At 73.0% G+C, this 17,676-nt stretch carries 17 protein-coding genes; 4 read left to right on the plus strand and 13 right to left on the minus strand.

Annotation, left to right across the window (positions count from 1 at the left end):
- Positions 1-45: 45 nt before the first annotated feature.
- A complete protein-coding gene (aspS, locus tag NMK34_RS13855; protein ID WP_318333725.1) occupies positions 46-1,341 on the plus strand; it encodes an aspartate--tRNA(Asn) ligase in 1,296 nt (431 codons plus the stop codon).
- Between the two features lie 91 nt (positions 1,342-1,432).
- Here the strand turns inward: aspS and NMK34_RS13860 are convergent, their stop codons facing one another.
- The 3 genes from NMK34_RS13860 to NMK34_RS13870 form a co-directional block, all read right to left on the minus strand.
- Entirely contained in the window at positions 1,433-1,825 is a 393-nt protein-coding gene (locus NMK34_RS13860; RefSeq protein ID WP_318333726.1) for a VOC family protein, read from the minus strand.
- 5 nt (positions 1,826-1,830) lie between these two features.
- Complete coding sequence (lipB, locus tag NMK34_RS13865; protein ID WP_318333727.1) at positions 1,831-2,472, minus strand: lipoyl(octanoyl) transferase LipB; 642 nt, start codon at positions 2,470-2,472, stop codon at positions 1,831-1,833.
- An 88-nt stretch (positions 2,473-2,560) separates the two neighbouring features.
- Positions 2,561-4,372, minus strand: coding sequence for a DUF2079 domain-containing protein (locus NMK34_RS13870; RefSeq protein ID WP_318333728.1), 1,812 nt, complete (start codon positions 4,370-4,372; stop codon positions 2,561-2,563).
- Positions 4,373-4,545: 173 nt separating this feature from the next.
- Between NMK34_RS13870 and NMK34_RS13875 the strand changes: the two genes are divergently transcribed.
- A complete protein-coding gene (locus NMK34_RS13875) occupies positions 4,546-5,769 on the plus strand; it encodes a PHB depolymerase family esterase (protein WP_318333729.1) in 1,224 nt (407 codons plus the stop codon).
- A 34-nt stretch (positions 5,770-5,803) separates the two neighbouring features.
- On the opposite strand, the gene NMK34_RS13880 is transcribed toward NMK34_RS13875, so the two are convergent.
- The 8 genes from NMK34_RS13880 to NMK34_RS13915 form a co-directional block, all read right to left on the minus strand.
- Entirely contained in the window at positions 5,804-6,703 is a 900-nt protein-coding gene (locus NMK34_RS13880; protein ID WP_318333730.1) for a TIGR01777 family oxidoreductase, read from the minus strand.
- Between the two features lie 91 nt (positions 6,704-6,794).
- Positions 6,795-7,217 carry a type II toxin-antitoxin system VapC family toxin gene (locus NMK34_RS13885; RefSeq protein WP_318333731.1) on the minus strand — a complete coding sequence of 141 codons (423 nt, stop codon included), beginning with the start codon at positions 7,215-7,217 and terminating at the stop codon, positions 6,795-6,797.
- Entirely contained in the window at positions 7,207-7,476 is a 270-nt protein-coding gene (locus tag NMK34_RS13890; RefSeq protein ID WP_318333732.1) for a type II toxin-antitoxin system prevent-host-death family antitoxin, read from the minus strand. The genes NMK34_RS13885 and NMK34_RS13890 overlap by 11 nt, the downstream gene beginning before the upstream one ends.
- A gap of 74 nt (positions 7,477-7,550) precedes the next feature.
- Positions 7,551-8,561, minus strand: coding sequence for an aldo/keto reductase (locus NMK34_RS13895; RefSeq protein WP_318333733.1), 1,011 nt, complete (start codon positions 8,559-8,561; stop codon positions 7,551-7,553).
- A gap of 11 nt (positions 8,562-8,572) precedes the next feature.
- Complete coding sequence (locus tag NMK34_RS13900) at positions 8,573-9,520, minus strand: LLM class flavin-dependent oxidoreductase (protein ID WP_318333734.1); 948 nt, start codon at positions 9,518-9,520, stop codon at positions 8,573-8,575.
- Between the two features lie 128 nt (positions 9,521-9,648).
- Positions 9,649-10,527: an oxidoreductase gene (locus NMK34_RS13905; protein ID WP_318333735.1), complete on the minus strand. Its 879-nt coding sequence runs from the start codon at positions 10,525-10,527 to the stop codon at positions 9,649-9,651.
- A 73-nt stretch (positions 10,528-10,600) separates the two neighbouring features.
- Positions 10,601-11,935, minus strand: coding sequence for a low temperature requirement protein A (locus NMK34_RS13910; protein WP_318333736.1), 1,335 nt, complete (start codon positions 11,933-11,935; stop codon positions 10,601-10,603).
- A 45-nt stretch (positions 11,936-11,980) separates the two neighbouring features.
- Positions 11,981-12,547: a helix-turn-helix domain-containing protein gene (locus NMK34_RS13915; RefSeq protein WP_318333737.1), complete on the minus strand. Its 567-nt coding sequence runs from the start codon at positions 12,545-12,547 to the stop codon at positions 11,981-11,983.
- Positions 12,548-12,695: 148 nt separating this feature from the next.
- On the opposite strand from NMK34_RS13915, the gene NMK34_RS13920 reads away from it, so the two are divergent.
- Positions 12,696-13,640, plus strand: coding sequence for an SDR family NAD(P)-dependent oxidoreductase (locus tag NMK34_RS13920; protein WP_318333738.1), 945 nt, complete (start codon positions 12,696-12,698; stop codon positions 13,638-13,640).
- A gap of 62 nt (positions 13,641-13,702) precedes the next feature.
- Here the strand turns inward: NMK34_RS13920 and sucB are convergent, their stop codons facing one another.
- Together sucB and lpdA are read right to left on the minus strand one after the other, a co-directional pair.
- The gene (gene sucB, locus NMK34_RS13925) at positions 13,703-15,559 is read right to left on the minus strand and encodes a 2-oxoglutarate dehydrogenase, E2 component, dihydrolipoamide succinyltransferase (RefSeq protein ID WP_318333739.1); all 1,857 of its coding nucleotides are present in this window, start codon (positions 15,557-15,559) and stop codon (positions 13,703-13,705) included.
- A 66-nt stretch (positions 15,560-15,625) separates the two neighbouring features.
- Positions 15,626-17,017 carry a dihydrolipoyl dehydrogenase gene (lpdA, locus tag NMK34_RS13930; RefSeq protein WP_269697387.1) on the minus strand — a complete coding sequence of 464 codons (1,392 nt, stop codon included), beginning with the start codon at positions 17,015-17,017 and terminating at the stop codon, positions 15,626-15,628.
- A gap of 178 nt (positions 17,018-17,195) precedes the next feature.
- On the opposite strand from lpdA, the gene NMK34_RS13935 reads away from it, so the two are divergent.
- Complete coding sequence (locus NMK34_RS13935) at positions 17,196-17,525, plus strand: hypothetical protein (protein ID WP_318333740.1); 330 nt, start codon at positions 17,196-17,198, stop codon at positions 17,523-17,525.
- The last annotated feature ends 151 nt before the right edge of the window (positions 17,526-17,676 follow it).

Raw genomic sequence — 17,676 nt, forward strand, 5'->3', positions numbered from 1 at the left:
ACCTCCCTGGGGATCGCGTTGCGATTGGTCAAGGAGGTAGTCGTCGTGCAACGCATCCTGTCCACAGAACTCCCCGCCCATGTGGGCGCCACCGTGCGGCTCGCCGGCTGGGTCCACCGCCGCCGGCTGCTCAAGTCGGTGGCCTTCCTGATCGTCCGCGACGCCGCCGGGCTCGCCCAGGTGGTGGTCGCCGCGCCCGCCGTGCGGGAGCAGGTCGAGGCGCTCACCGAGGAGACGGTCGTCGAGGTGGTCGGCACCGTGGTCGCGAAGGCCACCGCGCCCGCCGGGGTCGAGGTCGTCGAGCCGACGGTACGTCCGCTCGGGCCACCTGCCGTCCCGCCCCCGTTCGACCTGTACCGGCCGGTGCTCGCCGCCGCCCTGCCCACCCAGCTCGACCACGCGCCGGTCGCGCTGCGGCACCCGGTCCGCTCCGCCGCGCTGCGGATCTCGGCGGCGGCCGTGTCCGGCTTCCGGGCCACGCTCGACGGGCGGGGCTTCGTCGAGGTGCACACGCCGAAGGTGGTCGCCTCGTCCACCGAGAGCGGGGCGAACGTGTTCGCGCTGGACTGGTTCGGGCGGCCCGCCTACCTGGCCCAGTCGCCGCAGTTCTACAAGCAGCTCATGGTCGGCGTCTTCGAGCGGGTGTACGAGGTGGGGCCGGTGTTCCGCGCCGAGCCGCACGACACGGTGCGCCACCTGGCCCAGTACACGTCGCTCGACGTGGAGCTGGGCTTCGTGGCCGACCACCGGGACGTGATGGCGGTGCTGCGGGAGACCCTGGCCGGGATGGTGGCGACGGTCGGCGAGCGGGCCGGTGGCGCGCTGGCGACGCTCGGCGTGACGGTGCCGGAGGTGCCGGCCGAGATCCCGGCGGTGCACTTCATCGACGCGCTGACGATCGCCGGGGCGCCGCCTGCCGAACCCGACCTGGCGCCGGCGCACGAGCGGGCGCTGGGGGAGTGGGCGCTCCGCGAGCACGGCAGCGACTTCCTCTTCGTCACCGGCTATCCGATGGTGAAACGCCCGTTCTACACCCACCCGGACCCGGCCCGGCCGGCGTACTCCAACGGTTTCGACCTGCTGTTTCGGGGCCTCGCGGTCACGTTCGGTGAGGGTGGTTTCGGGGTGGTCGAGAGACTCTCGGCGTCGGCGGATTGCGCTGAGCTGGGGTTATGCCGGACGTCCCTCGGGAGGGAGGGAAGGGTGTCTGCGCCCTTTGCTCTGCAGCCACGGACGCAGCGGTCGACCGATAGTGATCGTTGCGAATCCGGCTGCAGAGCAAAGTCGGCGGAGGTCACCTGCCGCGGACGCGGCGGTGTCACTCACCGTGACCGACGGTGAGGTAGGGCCCGGGCGGGCGGCGGTCCTGGGCGGGCGGCGATCCGGACCGGTCGGCCACCGCGCCGCCGAGCGGTCAGGCCGGGCCGAGCGGTCACGCCGGGCCGAGCAGATCCCAGGGGTTGCCGGCGATGTCGCGGAAGACCGCGACCCGGCCGTACGGCTCGGTGCGGGGCGGCCGGACGAACTCGACGCCCGCGTCGACCATCCGGCGGTACACCGCCTCGAAGTCGTCGACCTGGAGGAAGAAACCCACCCGGCCGTGGGTCTGGCCGCCCACCGCACCGGCCTGGTGCTCGCCGTCGGCGCGGGCCAGCAGCAGGCCGGTGCCGCCGCCCGGCGGGCGTACGACCACCCAGCGCTTGGGCCGGCCGTCGTTCGTCAGCGAGGGCTTGTCCTCGGCCAGCTCGAACCCGAGCACCTCGGTGAAGAACGCGATCGCGGGGTCGTACTCGGCCACGACGAGCGTGACCAGGTCGAGCCGCACCGGGCTCAGACCCGCGTCAGCGTCGGCAGGTGCCGCTCGACCACCGGCAGCACGTCGGCGACGGTGATCGGCCGGCCCAGCTCGGCGGTCAGGGAGGTGACCCCGGCGTCGCGGATGCCGCAGGGCACGATCCGGTCGAAGAAGCCCAGGTCGCAGTCGCAGTTGATGGAGAAGCCGTGCAGCGTGACGCCGCGCGCCACCCGGATGCCGATGGCGGCGACCTTGCGGGCCGGGCCCCGGTCGTCCTCCGGCACCCACACGCCGCTGCGCCCCTCGACCCGGCCGGCGGACAGCCCGAACTCGGCGCAGACGTCGATCAGGAGCTGCTCGGTGCGCCGGACGTACGCGACCACGTCGACCGGGTCGGGCAGCCGGACGATCGGGTAGCCGACGAGCTGCCCCGGACCGTGCCAGGTGATCTTCCCGCCGCGGTCCACGTCCACCACCGGGGTGCCGTCCATCGGGCGGTCCCACGGCTCGGTGCGCTTGCCGGCGGTGTAGACGCTGGGGTGCTCCAGCAGCAGCACCGTGTCGCCCTGTTCGCCGGCCACCACCGCCTCGTGCAGCCGGCGCTGCTCGTCCCAGGCGGCCTGGTAGTCGAGCAGGCCGGCGCGGACGGCGGTCAGCCCGGAAGTCGTCACGCTCACCCGTCCAGCCTAGTCCCGCCCTCCGGGAACCGGACCCGTGAGCCTCGTCGCCATCGCGCCGGGGCTGCGGTCGGTGCGGTGGCGGTGCTCAGGCCGGCACCCGCCACAGCCAGACGTCCTCCACCCGCTCGGGCGGCCCGAGCAGCGCGGTGGCGGTGCGTCGCAGCGCCTCCTCGTCGACGTCGAACTTCGCGCCGTGCACCCGGTCCGGCAGCACCACCGCCTGGACGCCCCAGTAGCGCAGGTCCGCCCGGGACTCGCGGATGCTGCCGTCGGTGATGATCGGCACCAGCCCGGTCCGGCCCGCCTGGTCCATCAGCGAGTCGAAGGTGCGCGGCACCGGGCCGATCCGGCCCCGGCCCTCCGGCCCGCCCGGCCCGAGGAAGAAGCCGGACGGGATCCGGAACTCACCCTGCCGGTGGGCGAGCGCGTACGCCTGCCAGCGTTGCCCGTCCGGGTAGACGTCGACGGTCAGCGGCAGCGGCGTCAGCACCCCGTCGGGCGGGACGTAGCGCTGCCAGGCGCCGCTGGTGATGAACGCCGGGATCGGTTCGCGGACGCTTGTCAGCAGCGGGATCGGCACCAGCGGCAGCAGCGCGGCGGCGAAGCCGAGCGCCCAGGCGAGCCCGCTCACCCGGCGCCGGGGCGGCCGGGCCCGCAATGAGTCGATCGCGTACGCCAGCAGCAGGCCGATGACCGGCGCGACCACGAGCGCCAGCCGGGACGGCAACGCCGCGTTGATCACCGGCAGGTTGTCCAGCACCCCGAACGGCAGCGTCTGGTCGAAGCGGCGGCCGTTCCACTTCACCGTCGGCCCCCACGACAGCACCGCGAAGACCACTGCTGTCACGCCGAGGGCGGCCAGCGTGGCCCGGAACGCGCGGTCCGCGCGCCGCCACAGCAGCGCGAAGCAGGCGATGGCGAGCAGGAGCAGCGGTACGCCGAAGAACGAGTTCTCCTCCGTCGGGTTGGGCGCCAGCGAGGTGCCCCATCCGGCCCAGCCGGCCAGTGACCGGCGCGGGTACGACCCGTACGCGGCGATGTCCTCGGAGTGGATCAGCGGGTCGAACCCGGTGCCGTGGAACCGTTGCGGTCCGAGGAAGTGCAGCCACAGCGGGTACGCCAGCAGCGCCCCCGCGACGAGCGCTGTCACGCCCAGCCCGGCCGCCATCCGGGGCAGCGCGGCGCGTACCTCGGACCGGCGGGCCGGGTGCAGCGCCCACACCGCGAGGAACACGCCGAGCGCCAGCGCGGTGAAGAACAGCCCTTCGGCGGCGATCGAGAACGCGGCCGCCACCAGCAGGCCGAGCACGATCCCGCCGGTGACCGCCCGGCCCGGACGGCGCAGCCGGAACACGCCCCAGATCAGCAGCGGCACCAGCCAGCCCGCGGTCCAGTTCAGGTGCGCGTTCGCGTGCGACACCATCGCCGGGCAGAAGGCGATGAACAGCGCGCCCACCCCGGCGGCCAGCCGGCTGCGGACCAGGTGCCGGCTGAGCAGCCAGTACCAGGCCACCGCCGTCGCGGCCAGGTTGAGTGTGAGGATCACCAGGAACGTCGCGGGCGGCCCGATCAGGTACGTCAGCGGCGCGAAGACCGCCGCGTACACGGTGATCGAGGTGTTCACCGCGAGGTTCACCCCGTCCGGGACGTTGATCAAGGTGGTGTACAGCGGGTTCTGCCCGTGGGTCAGCGCGTGCCCGCCGAACGCCAGCAGCCACTCGAACAGCGCCTGGTCGCTGGAGTTGACCGTGATCGCGCGGCTGTTCGGATCCCGCCACATGCCACTCGTCACCCAGAGGGCCAGGGCCAGCGCGGCGAGCGTGACCAGCAGGTCGGCGCGCCGGTCGCGGACGCGCGTCGGCGCCGGGCCGGTGGCCGTGGACGGGGAGGAGGGCACGCAGCGGACGTTACCAACCGGACCTGGGCAGACCGCCCGGACACGGAACTCGCCGCACACTTCGGTGGTCGTGAATGTGTGAGCGGCGGCCATTCCGGTGTGACGAAACGCGGCCGTAACGTCGCGGCAACTCGGAGGTGACTCAGTTCACATTCCACGATCGGGAGGTCCCCGTGCCCCGCTCCTCATCCCTCATCGCCCGCGTCGCCGGGGCGGCGGCCGGGGTCGTGCTGGCCGCCGCCACCGCGCTGGTCGCCGCCCTTCCGGCCCAGGCCGCCTCGCTGACCCAGGTCACCGGGTTCGGCTCCAACCCCGGCAACCTGGCCATGTACGCGTACCGCCCGGACGGCCTGCCCGCCGGCGCGCCCGCCGTGGTGCTGCTGCACGGCTGCGTGCAGAACGCCTCGACGTACGTCACCAACTCCGGCTGGCAGAAGTACGCCGACCAGTGGAAGTTCACGCTCATCGCGCCGCAGCAGCCCAGCGGCAACAACGCCAACTCCTGCTTCAACTGGTTCGAGACCGGTGACACCGCACGCGGCCAGGGCGAGGCGCTGTCGATCAAGCAGATGGTCGACTACGCCAAGACCACCTATGGCACCGACGGCGCCCGGGTCTACGTCAGCGGCCTCTCCGCGGGCGGCGCGATGAGCGCGGCCATGCTCGCCGCCTACCCCGACGTCTTCGCCGGCGGCTCGATCATCGCCGGCATCCCGTACCGCTGCGCCACCAGCACCGTCACCGCGTTCAGCTGCATGAACCCGGGTGTGGACAAGACCCCGGCGCAGTGGGGCGACCTGGTCCGCGGCGCGTACGCCGGGTACACCGGGAAGCGCCCGCGGGTGGCGATCTGGCACGGCACCAGCGACACCACGGTGGCGACCGCGAACGCCGCCGAGTCACGGGACCAGTGGACGAACGTGCTGGGCGTGCCGACCACACCGACCAGCACCTCCACGCTGCCGGCCGGTACGAGCCTGGAGGTCTACGGCACCGACCAGGTCCGCCTCTACCGGGTCGCCGGGATGGGCCACGGCACCCCCGTCGACCCGGGTGCGGGCACGGACCAGTGCGGCACCGCCGGGGCGTACTTCCTGGACACCATCTGTTCGACGTACCGGGACGCGGTCTTCTTCGGGCTCGGCGGTGGCGGCGCCTCGCCGAGCCCGACCCCGACGGCGACCGCGTCGCCCACCCCGACGGCCTCGCCCTCGCCGACCAGCGCGCCGGTCTGCGTCACCGCCAGCAACTACGCGCACGTGGTGGCCGGGCGAGCCTACCAGTCCGGCGGGTACGCCTACGCCCTCGGCAGCGGGCAGCGGATGGGCCTCTACAACACCTTCTACACGAGCAGGCTGAAGCAGACCGGGCCCGCGTACTGGGTGATCGGCTGCTGATCCGCCTCCGCCCCGTCGCGCCGCCCTCGCCCGCTCACTCGGTGAGGGCGGCGCGCAACGCGCCCGCCAGGTCCGGGTGCGCCCACGGGAAGCCGGCCTTGTCGAGCACGGCGGGCAGCACCCGCGCGCTGGTCAGCGCCTCCTGCGCGAAACCGCCGAGCGCCACCTTCAGTGCCACCGCCGGGATCGGCATGATCGCCGGGCGGTGCAGCTGGCGGGCCAGCTCCTTGGTGAACTCGGCGTTGGTGACCGGCGCCGGGCCGACCACGTTCACCGCGCCGGCGATGCCGTCGCGGGCCAGCAGGAACTTCGCGGCGTCGAGCCAGTCCCGCATCGAGATCCACGGCAGCCACTGCCGCCCGTTGCCCAGCTTGCCGCCGACGCCGAGCCGGAACGGCAGCAGCTGCGGCTTGAGCAGGCCGCCGTCGCGGTGCAGCGGCAGTCCGGTACGCAGGCGCACCACCCGTACGCCCGCGTCCTCGGCCGGGCGGGTCGCGGCCTCCCAGACCCGGCAGACGTCGGCGAGGAATCCCTCACCCGCAGGCGCCTCCTCGGTGACCGTCCGGTCGCCGGTGTCGCCGTACCAGCCGACGGCGGAGGAGTTCAGCAGCACCGCGGGCCGGTCGGCGGCGGGCAGGCCGGCGATCGTGATGGCGAGCGTGGTGGTGCTGTCCACCCGGCTGGTCCGGATCAGCTTCCGGTACTCGTCGTTCCAGCGTTTGTCGCCCACCCCGGCGCCGGCCAGGTTCACCACCGCGTCGGCGTCGGCGACGCACTGCGGGTCGAGCTGCGCGGCGGAGGGGTTCCACTGCCGTTCGGCGGGTGTGCGCGGTGGGCGGCGGACCAGGCGGGTGACCTGGTGGCCGTCCGCGGTGAGGCAGTCGACCAGTCGGGTGCCGAGGAAACCGGACGCGCCGGCCATGAGGATCCGCATGCTCACATCTTCGAGTACGCGGCGCGATTCGGATGCGTTGAGCGAAATCACTCACTCGTCACGCCCACTCGTCACGCGCCGATGGCCGGCCTCAGTCGGTCGGCCTGCTGACCGGATGCACGGTGATCAGACCGTCGAGCCCGAGGAAGTCGGCGGGGTTCGTGGTGTAGAGGGGAAGCGCGTTGGCGTGTGCGACGGAGGCGATCATCAGGTCCGCTACCCGGCGCCGCGTTCCCCGCCCGGCGGCGAGCACCGCCGCCGAGACCAGGCCGAAGGCCCGCGCCGCCTCGGCGTCGAACGGAAGCGGCTCGAAGGTGGCCTCGACGTGCTGCAGGACGCTCATCCGGCGGGCGCGCTCGCGCGGATCGTCGGTGTGATGTGGACCGGCCGAGAGTTCGGCAAGCGTGACCGCGCTGATGACCATCTCGTCGGGCAGTTGCGCCCCGCCGAGTCCGCCCAGATGGATGACGATGTTGGTGTCGATCAGACCGCGGACGGGGAGGTCACCAGTCACGGCTGGGCAGCTCCTGGTCGATCGTGCCGTCGAGGTCGGCCCGGAAGCGTGCCTCGTCCAACCGGGGCGCGCTGGCGAAGGCCGCGAGAACCTCGGCTCGCGGGACGAACGTGCGCCGCCGGATCGGGATCAAGCGTCCGATCGGCGTGCCGTTGCGGGTGATGGTGAAGGACTCTCCGCGCTCGACTGCGCGCATGATGGCGCCGGAGTCGTTGCGCAGCTCGCGTTGGGTGATCTCGCGATGAGCGTGCTCGGCCACACCGGCAGCCTACCGCCTGTGTGCTACGAAGTGCTACACCCCTTGGGGTGTGGCTGCCGGTGCGGTCGAGCGGGTCAGGCGTCGGCCGGGGCGGTACGCAGCTCGGCGAGCAGGCGTTCCACCTCGGCGAACGCGTCCTGCGGCAGTGGCCCGTACGCCAGCGCTCCCAGGTTCTCCTCGGCCTGCGCGACGGTGCGGCAGCCGGGAATCGGCAGCGTGTGCGGGCTGCGGGCGAGCAGCCAGCCCAGCGCGCCCTGGGCGAGCGTGCGGCCGTCGGCGGTCAGCGCCTCACGGACCAGGGCCACCCGCTGCGCCCACTCGGCGCGCGGTACGCCGCCGGTGAACCAGTCCAGCCACTCCGGTGCCACACCGCGTACGTCGTCGTCGCCCCGGGCGGTCGGCGCGTCCTGGTACTTCGCGGTGAGCAGGCCCATCGCCAGCGGCCCTCGGTTGAGGCTCGCCAGGTCGAACTCCCCGCACACCGCGAGCATGGCGGCGTTGTCCCGCAGCACCGACTGGTCGTGCTGGATCGCCGCGCAGTGCGGTCCCGCCTCGGCGAAGGCGCGCGCCGAGGCGGGGTCGTCGGTGCTCCAGCCGTACGCCCGGATCTTCCCCTCCGCGACCAGATCCTCCAGCGTGCCGACGAGATCCAGCGCCCGTGGCACCGGCAGACCGCCCAGGTGGAGCTGGAAGAGGTCGACGTGGTCGGTGCCGAGCCGGCGCAGCGAACCCTCCAGGCTGCGTCGCGCGTACTCGGGACTGGCGTCCTCGCCGAGCGCCTGGCGGGTCTCCTCGTCGGTCGGGTAGCCGAACTTGGTCGCGATGACCGCGCGGTCCCGGCGGCCCGCCAGCGCGCGCCCGAGTACCCGCTCGCTGTGCCCGGCGCCGTAGTTGCTGGAGGTGTCGAACAGCGTCGCGCCCAGGTCGAGAGCCCGGTGGACGGTACGCACCGACTCGTCGTCGTCCACCTCGCCCCAGCCGAGCGGTTGGGTGCCGTCCCAGAGCGGGCCGCCGATCGCCCAGCAGCCCATGCCGATCGCGCTGACCTCGATGCCGCTGCGGCCCAGCCGTCGTGTCGTCGTCATGCGCCAAGTGTTCACTTTCGAGTGTGCTCGAAGTCCAGCTCTTTTCCCGCCAGCCGGGGCAGGAGCGGAGCGAGCGCGTCGACGGCTCCGGCGCGTACCACGAAGCGGGTGACACCCCAGCGGCGCCGGTGCCCGGCGACCGCAGAGACGATCTCGTCGGGCGTGCCGGCCAGTACGAACGGGGTGGCCAGCACCTCCGCCGGGGTGAGCCCGGTCTCGGCGGCCGTCCCGGCGGCGGCCGCCTCGGCGTCGTCGGTGACGGCGACGTGCTGGACCAGCGCCTCCAGGACCGGCGGCGTGTCCCGGCCGGCCGCGCCGGCCGCCACGTGCGCGAGCTGCGCCTCGATCTGGTCGGCCCGCCACCGGACGGTGTGCTGGTGGCCGTCGGGCAGCGTCCGGCCCAGGCCGGCCAGGCCGACCACGTCGGCGTGCCTCCCGGCCCAGCGCAGCAGCGTCGAGTTGGAGGCGCCGACGGTCAGCGGGATCCGGTCCTGGACCGGGCGGGGCCGGTCGAGCCGTGCCGCGTACGTCGTCAGGTCCTCGGTGTCCAGTGTGACCTCGTCGCCGGCGAGCAGTGCCCGTACCGCCTCGGTCACCGCGACGCAGCGGCGGACCCGGCCGGTGACGTCCGGGCGCTCGCGCCCGACGGCCCGCCACTCGGCCGGCGTGTGGCCGGCGCCGACGCCGAACCGGGCCCGCCCGCCGGAGACCACGTCCAGGGTGGCGATGTCGGCGGCGAGCAGGATCGGCTCGCGGACCCCGGCGTTGGAGACGTACGAGCCGAGGCCCAGTGTGCTGGTCACCGCCGCCGCGGCGGCCAGCGCGACGAACGGCGAGGCGCAGGAGCCGGGGTGGTCGGCCGCGAACAGCGCGTCGAAACCGGCCGCCTCGACGATGCGGGCCAGCTCGGTCCAGCTCGCCGCGTCGGTCGGCTGGGCCTGTACGGAGAAGGTCGCCATCGCCTCAGCATCGGCGCGCGCCGGGCCGCAGGCCACCCCGCACGCGCCGATTCTGCCGACGGCCGAACGGTAAGGAAGGGCCCCTTCTTAACGCCTGGCGAGGTGAAAGGGCCCCTTCTTAACACGCGTCACACGGCGTCGAGGCGGGCCAGGTCGGCGGGGGACAGGCGCAGCGCGGCGGCGGCGACGTTCTGCGCCAGATGCGCCGGGTCGCCGGTGCCGGGGATGGCCAGCACGTTCGGGCCCCGGGCCAGCGTCCAGGCCAGCCGGACCTGAGCCGCCGTCACGCCGTGCTCCCGGGCCACCGCGAGCACCTCCGGGTGCTCCTCGCCGGTGGCGCCGGCCTCCCGGCCGCTCGTGACGAGGGAGAAGAACGGGACGAATGCGGTGCCGTGCGCCGCGCAGTCGCGGATCAGCTCGTCGTGCTGACGGCGGTAGCCCAGGCCGTACGAGTTCTGCACGCACACCACCGGGGCGATGGCGCGCGCCTCGGCGACCTGGTGCGGGCGTACGGCGGAGACGCCGAGGTGCCGGATCAGCCCGGCGTCACGCAGCTCGGCCAGCGCGCCGAAGTGCTCGGACAGCGGCTCCGGGCCGTGCACCCGCAGGTTCACCACGTCCAGGTGGTCGCGGCCGAGCTGACGCAGGTTCTCCTCCACCTGCCCGCGCATCTGGTCCGGCCGGGCCGCCGGCAGCCACTGCCCGGACGGATCCTTGCCCGGCCCGACCTTGGTCACGACGACCAGATCCTCCGGGTACGGCCACAGCGCCCGGTTGATCAGCTCGTTGGCCGAGCGCAGCGGCGAGAAGTAGAACGCGGCCGTGTCGATGTGGTTGACGCCCAGCTCGACGGCGCGGCGCAGTACGGCGACGGCCCGGTCCCGGTCGCTCGGGCTGCCGTCGGCGTTCGCGGTCAGCCGCATCGCGCCCAGGCCCATCCGGTTGACGGTCAGGTCGCCGAGCTGCCAGGTGCCGGCCGCGCCGGCGTGCACGGTGTCGATGGTCATGTGGTCCCCGTATCCCTCGTCTGCGGCCCCACGGCGGGGCCGACAGGTACCACGGGGGCGGCGGGCAGCCGGTTCACTCGCCTTCGTCGCGGTCCTCGGGCTTCTCGAGCCAGCGGGCCCGCCAGGCCGCCTCGTGCGCCTCGTGGCTGGTGCGCTCCTCGAAGACCAGCTTGCGCAGCGCCTGCCGGCCGTCGGCGAAGACGATCACCTCGGCGGCCACCATACCGACGGTGACGGCGGTCAGCATGCCCAGCGCGGCCAGCCCCGGCACCCGCTCCGCGACCGGGATGAGCACGCCCAGCAGCAGCACCGCGCCGACCCGGGTCCAGCTCAGCGTGCGCAGGGTACGCAGCTGGAACAGCATGTTGCCGCAGAGGTAGCAGATGACGCCGCCGTACAGCAGCGGCACGCCGGGACCGTGTGCCGGCTCGCTCGGCGGCACGTTCGGGTCGGCGATGCCGTGCACGATCGTCTCGGCGCCGAGCGCGAACAGGATGATGCCCGCGATCATGGGCAGGAACAGGTACGCGTACGCGTCCCGGGCCATCGCCACCCGGGGGCCGTCCTGCGCGACGTGCAGGGCGATCCGGGCGGCCGGCCCGATCATGTCGTAGTGCGCCCACCAGAGCGCGGCGGTGAAGAAGATGCCGAGCACCGCCGCGGCCACGGCCGGCCAGGTGGGCGGCTGGCCGAGCAGGTTGCTGCCGACGCCGACCGAGATCACGGACTCGCCCAGCGCGATGATCAGGATGAGGTCGTACCGCTCGGTCCAGTGTTCGGCGGACGCGACGCCCCAGCCCCACGTGCCGGCGATGATGCCGGTGCCGTACTGGAGCAGGATGACCCCGGCCCACAGCACGTCCCGGAGCACCGCCGCGGAGAACAGGTCGTCGATCCTCGGCGGCAGCAGCGCGGCGACCAGCAGCAGCGCGGTGCTGCCGACCACCTCGGGGGCGAACCGGATCAGTTGCCGGCGCTCGTTCGGGCTGTCCCGGACGGCGTGCCGGTAGAGCAGCAGGTGCACCAGCCGCAGGACGGTGTAGCTGAGCGCCGCGACCATCGGCCCGGCCTCGTTGCCGCGCGGGTCGCGGAACGCGTTCGGCAGCGACAGCGCGAACGTGAACAGCGCGGCCATGCCGACGGTCATGAGCACCGGGACGAAGCCCTCGCCGAGGCGTACCCGGGTGGCGACCACGCTGTGCACCACCCACGACCACCAGAGCACGGCGAGGACGAGCAGCGCGTGCAGCAGCGCCCCGCCGGTCACCTGGAGAGCGGTGGCCCGGGTGATGATGAAGAACGAGAAGACGAAGACCAGGTCGAAGAAGATCTCGAACCGGTCGACCCGGGCGCCCGGGGCCACCGGCACCGCCGGCCCCAGGCGTCCCCGCCACCCGTACGAGCCCACCGGCCGAGTCTGTCAGCGCGCGCCGGGGGCGCGGGCCGGTTCCGGTCAGCCCGGCCGGTGGCGCAACCCGTCCATCAGCAGGTCGAGCAGGCGTCCGGCCTGGGCGCGCTGGTCCGGTTCGCCCGCGACCAGGGAGACGCCGCTGAGGCTGGCGAGCACGTCGGCGGCGGCCACGTCGGCGCGTACGACACCCGCGGCGGCACCCGCCGCGAGCAGCGCCCCGAGCGCGGCGAGCAGCCGGTCGCGGCTCTGCGCGTACGGGTTGGCGCCGGAGGCGATCACCAGCCGCAGCGCGTCGGCCATGCCCCGCTTGGTGGCGAGGTAGTCGACGAACCGGTCCATCCACGCGCGCAGCGCCGCGTCGGCGGGCTGGGCCGCGAGCAGCGCCGGGGCGGCGTCGCAGAGCTTCTCCAGCTCGTTGCGGTACGCGGCCTCGATCAGCGCCTCCCGGCTCGGGAAGTGGCGGTAGAGCGTGCCGATGCCGACGCCGGCCTCCTTGGCGACCCGGTCCAGCGTTACCTCCGGGCCGTCCTGGGAAAACGCCTGGACCGCGGCGTCCAGCAGCCGCTGCCGGTTGCGCAGCGCGTCCGCGCGCAGCGGTCGGTCGGGCACGGGCCCTCCTCCCTCGGCCGGGTCGCCGGGCCGGAACGGTGGTGAACCGGAGCACCCTCCGGTTATGCTGGCGAAGTAACGGAGGATCCTCCGCTTCTCATCGTAGCGGGCGGACATCGGTCCGCGTCGCCGTCGACAAGGATGGACCATGACAACCCCGACACCAGTCACCACCCCGTTCTCCGCCGAGACCACAGCCCTGGAGGTGGTCCGCGACCTGGACCTCACCGGCCGGCGGGCCGTCGTCACCGGCGGTGCCTCCGGGATCGGCGTGGAGACCGCCCGCGCACTCGCCGCCGCCGGAGCGGACGTCACACTCGCCGTCCGCAACACCGAGGCCGGGCAGCGCGCCGCCGACGACATCACCGGCACCACCGGCAACGACCGGATCCTGGTCGCGCCGCTCGACCTCGCCGACCTCGCCTCGGTGGCCGCGTTCGTCCGCACCTGGGACGGGCCGCTGCACATGCTCGTGAACAACGCCGGGATCATGGCGTCGCCCGAGATGCGCACCGAGCAGGGCTGGGAGATGCAGTTCGCCACAAACCACCTCGGGCACTTCGCGCTCGCCACCGGGCTGCGCCCGGCGCTCGCCGCGGCCGACGGCGCGCGGATCGTCTCGGTCAGCTCGGCCGCGCACCTGCGCTCACCGGTGGTGTTCTCCGACATCCACTTCCGGCAGCGGCCGTACGACCCGTGGCTGGCGTACGGGCAGTCCAAGACCGCCAACGTGCTCTTCGCGGTGGAGGCGACCCGCCGCTGGGCGGACGACGGCATCTACACCAACGCGCTCATGCCCGGCGCGATCCGGACCAACCTTCAGCGCTACATCACCGAGGAGGAACTGGCCCGGATGCGCGCCCAGAGCGGCGGCGGCGCGGCCATCTTCAAGACCCCCGAGCAGGGCGCGGCGACCTCGGTGCTGGTCGCCGCCTCACCGCTGCTCGACGGCGTCGGCGGCCGGTACTTCGAGGACTGCCAGGAGGCCGGGCCGAACCAGCCGGGTACCCGCACCGGCTGGGCCGGGTACGCCCGGGATCCGGAGGCCGCCGAGCAGCTCTGGACCGTCTCCGAGGCGCACCTGCGCGGCTGACCCGCGGAAACGAGGAAGGGGGCGCGCGGCATGTCGCCGCGCGCCCCCTCGCCGTCTCGGATCTACAGACCCAGCTCGGCCTCGAAGTTGCCGCCCTCCAGCCGCTCCTTCACCGCGGTGAGGAAGCGGGCCGCGTCGGCGCCGTCGATCAGCCGGTGGTCGTACGACATGGCCAGGTAGACCATCGACCGGATCGCGACGACCTCGCCCAGCTCCGCGTCGTTGACCACGACCGGGCGCTTCACCACGGCACCCGTGCCGAGCATCGCCGACTGCGGCGACGGCACGATCGGGGTGTCGAACAGCGCGCCCCGGCTGCCGGTGTTGGTGAGCGTGAACGTCGCCCCGGCCATCTCGTCCGGGGTGATCTTGTTGGCCCGGGTGCGCTCGGCCAGGTCGGCGATCCGCTTGGCGATGCCGCCCATGTTGAGGTCACCGGCGTTGTGGATGACCGGCACGAGCAGGCCGCGCTCGGTGTCCACCGCGATGCCCAGGTGCTCCGCGGCCGGGTAGGTGATCGTGCCGCCGTCCAGGTCCATGCTGGCCTGGATGATCGGGTACGTCTGGAGCGCCTCGATCGCGGCCAGCGCGAAGAACGGCAGGAAGGACAGCTTCACGCCGTGCTTGGCCTGGAACGAGTCCTTGGCCCGGGCCCGCAGCTTGGCGACCTTGGTGACGTCGACCTCGACGACGGTGGTCAGCTGCGCCGTCTCGTGCAGCGACTGCTGCATCCGCTTGGCGATGGTGGCCCGGATCCGCGGCAGCTTCTCCGTGGTGCCCCGCTTGGCGCTCGGCTCCGGCTTGGCCGGGGCCTCGGCCTTGGCGGCCGGCGCGGCGGCGGCCGGCTCCGGCTTGGCGGCCTTCGCCTTCTCGGCCGCCTCCAGCACGTCCTGCTTGCGGATGCGGCCACCCACGCCGGTGCCCTTGATCGAACCCAGGTCCACGCCGTGCTCGGCGGCGAGCTTGCGCACCAGCGGCGTCACGTACCCGGCGGCGTCCTCGCCGTGCTCGGCCGGAACGCTCCGGCGCTGCGCGGCGGCCGGCGCGGCCGGCTGGGCTGCCCGCTCGGCCTTGGCCGGCTGCGCGGCCTGCTCCGCCTCGGCGGCCGGCTCGTTGTAGGACGCGCCCGGCGTAGGCTCCTCGACCTCGACCTCGACCTCGGGCTCCGGCTTCGGCTCGGGCTTGGGCTCGGGCTTCGCCTCGGCCTTCGGCTCCGGCTTGGGCTCGGGCTTCGGCTCGGCCTTCGCGGGCGCGGCGCCGGCCACCCCGACGATCGCCAGCACGGCGCCGACGTCGGCGGTCTCGTCCTCGGCGACCTTGATCTCCTGCAGCGTGCCGGCGACCGGCGACGGGATCTCGGTGTCGACCTTGTCGGTGGAGACCTCCAGCAGCGGCTCGTCCACCTCGACGGTCTCGCCGACCTGCTTGAGCCAGCGGGTGACCGTACCCTCGGTGACGCTCTCGCCCAGGGCCGGCATGGTCACCGGCGTGCCCTCGCCCGACGGCGCGGCGGGCTCGGCCGGCGCCTCGACGGCCGGCTGCTCGGCCTCGGCGCCCGGCTCGGCGGCGGCCTCCTCGGCCTCCTGGGCCTGCTCCGGCTCGGGGCCGGTGCCCTCGGCGGCGGCCGTCGGCTCGGTGGCCGGCTCGGCCTTCTCCGTCGGAGCCGCGCCCGCGTCCTCGCCCTCGCCGGCGATGACCGCCAGCTCGCTGCCGACCTCGGCGGTCTCGTCCTCGCCGACCACGATCCGGCTCAGCACGCCCGCCGCGGGGGACGGGATCTCGGTGTCGACCTTGTCGGTCGACACCTCGAGCAGGGGCTCGTCGACCTCGACGGTGTCACCCTCCTGCTTGAGCCAGCGCGTGACGGTGCCCTCGGTGACGCTCTCGCCGAGCCGGGGCATGGTGACCGATACCGGCATGTTCTCCAGACTCCTTCATTCCCCTGGTGGGATCATCGCCCGTCGCCGGACGCCGCGGTTGTCGTGTCAGGCGTGCGCGTGCAGCGGCTTGCCGGCCAGGGCCAGGTGCGCCTCGCCCAGAGCCTCGTTCTGCGTCGGGTGGGCGTGCACGAGCTGCGCCACCTCGGCCGGGTACGCCTCCCAGTTGTAGATGAGCTGCGCCTCGCCGATCAGCTCACCGACCCGGGCGCCGACCATGTGCACGCCGACCACCGGGCCGTCGTCCACCCGGACCAGCTTCACGTGGCCGGCGGTCTTGAGGATCTGGCTCTTGCCGTTGCCGCCCAGGTTGTAGTTGTAGGTCTTGATCTTGTCGGCGCCGTACTGCTCCTTGGCCTTCGCCTCGGTCAGGCCGACCGACGCCAGCTCCGGGTCGCAGTAGGTGACGCGCGGGATGCCGGCCTCGTCGATCACGGCCGGGTTCTTCCCGGCGATCTCCTCGGCGACGAAGATGCCCTGCTGGAAGCCGCGGTGCGCGAGCTGCAGGCCGGGCACGATGTCGCCGACCGCGTAGACGTTCGGCACGCTGGTGCGCAGCCGCTCGTCGGTCAGCACGTAGCCGCGGTCCATCTTGACGCCCTGCTCCTCGTAGCCGAGGCCGGCGGTGTTCGGGCCGCGGCCCACGGCGACCAGCAGCAGCTCGGCCTCGACCGTGTCGCCGCCCTGGATCGTCAGCTTCACGCCCTTGTCGGTCTTCTCGACCTTCTCGAACGGCTTGCCGACCTTGAAGTTGATCTTCCGCTTGCGGAACGCCCGCTCCAGCGCCTTCGACGACTCCTCGTCCTCGGCGGCGACCAGGCGGGGCAGCGCCTCGACGATGGTCACGTCCACGCCGAAGGACTTCCAGACGCTGGCGAACTCGACGCCGATCACACCGCCGCCGAGGACGATCGCCGACGACGGGACGCGGTCCAGGGTCAGGGCGTGGTCGCTGGTGATGATCCGCTCACCGTCGACGTCCAGGCCGGGCAGACTCTTCGCGTACGACCCGGAGGCCAGCACGACATTGCGGCCGGTGTAGCGCTTGCCGTCCACCTCGACGACGTTCTTGCCGACCAGCTTGCCCGCGCCGGCCACGAAGGTGATCTTCTTGCTGCTGCCCACCAGACCCTGGAGACCCTTGTACAGGCGGGAGATCACGCCGTCCTTGTACGAGTTGACCGCCTTCATGTCGATGCCGACCAGCTCGGCCTTCACACCGAACTGCTCGGACTCGCGGGTCTGGTCGGCGATCTCGGCGGCGTGCAGCAGCGCCTTGGTCGGGATGCACCCGTTGTGCAGGCAGGTCCCGCCCAGCTTGCTCTTCTCGATGAGGGCGACGGAGAGGTCCAGCTGGGCGGCACGCAGCGCCGCCGCGTAGCCGCCGCTACCACCTCCGAGGATGACGATGTCGAAGGTCGTGTCGTTCGGCTCGCTCACATCCAACTCCCAGGTCGCGTCACTGCATCGGGGGTTACGGCGGAGTAACAGGCACACCCCACCTCGGTCATCTTGTCACCACCACGGACCGAGCGCGTACCGAGGTGCCCAACGACACGTCGGTGACACGTACCCTTGGCACCGTCTTCGATGACGGCTTGGGGGAGGAGTGGATTCGGTGGGGCTGTTCCGACGACGCAAGCGGGCGGCCCCGGCGAGCCGCGACCGCGCCGCCGACCGCGCCGATCTGGACCATCTGGAGAACTTCGTCCGGACCCGTAAGGGCGTCGAGGCGTTCATCGAGCCTCGTACGACGGTCACCGAGACCACGATCATGCTGATCGCCGACGACGGCGAGTGGACCCGGCGGCGTGTCGGCGGGCCGGACGAGGCCCGCCGCTGGGCGCACCGGATCGCCATTCCGATCTACGACGTGCGGCTGATGGGCTATCCGCAGCGCATGCGCGACTACAACGAGCGCCGCAAGCGCCGCCCCGAACTGTTCTGAGCTACCTGTGCGCGGGTGTTAAAAAGGGCCCCTTCTACAACGCGAGGCGTTAAGTGAGCGTTTGAGAAGCCGGTTCAGGTGCTGGTTGCCTGGGCCGGTTTCGTGTTGCGGGCCAGGCGGGTGACCATGACGTGGATCATGGCCCAGGTGA

The sequence above is a fragment of the Micromonospora sp. BRA006-A genome (genome assembly GCF_033433935.1).
GTDB classification, from domain to species: Bacteria; Actinomycetota; Actinomycetes; order Mycobacteriales; family Micromonosporaceae; genus Micromonospora; species Micromonospora aurantiaca.